The sequence below is a fragment of the Bacillus sp. SIMBA_074 genome (assembly GCF_046534555.1).
Lineage (GTDB): Bacteria > Bacillota > Bacilli > Bacillales > Bacillaceae_G > Bacillus_A > Bacillus_A mycoides.
This window is the reverse complement of record NZ_JAWRYM010000367.1, coordinates 1-283: the sequence shown is the minus strand read 5'-3', so window position 1 is coordinate 283 and position 283 is coordinate 1. Positions and strand designations below refer to the sequence as shown.

Sequence of the window (283 nt, the reverse complement as noted above, 5' to 3'; positions counted from 1 at the left end):
CGACATCCCCATGGAGCAGGCGGCTGGGGGTGAGCCCGGTCAAGCGGAGGCACTCTCGGTTCAGGTGCGCCTGATCCGCGTATCCGGCGTCGACGGCGATGCTCGCGATCCCGTCGGCGCCGCGTCTGCCGGTCGCTGTGGCGCCGGCTTGAGCGAGGGCGAGGAACGCTTGGAAGCGCAGCGTTCGCTGGAGCACTTTCGGGCTGAGCCCGGCCGCATGGAGAGAACGTCTCCGCAGCTGGCTTTCCGACAGGGAGACGTGCGCAGCGACCGCGCTGACCTC

Annotated in this window: 1 protein-coding gene; it reads right to left on the bottom strand. The window is 70.0% G+C overall.

Translation table 11 applies throughout. The annotated features are described in order from the left end of the window. Positions 1 to 238 (bottom strand): helix-turn-helix domain-containing protein (locus SB773_RS31195; protein ID WP_486304309.1); only part of this gene is annotated, 238 nt, incomplete at its 3' end. Between the last annotated feature and the right edge of the window lie 45 nt (positions 239 to 283).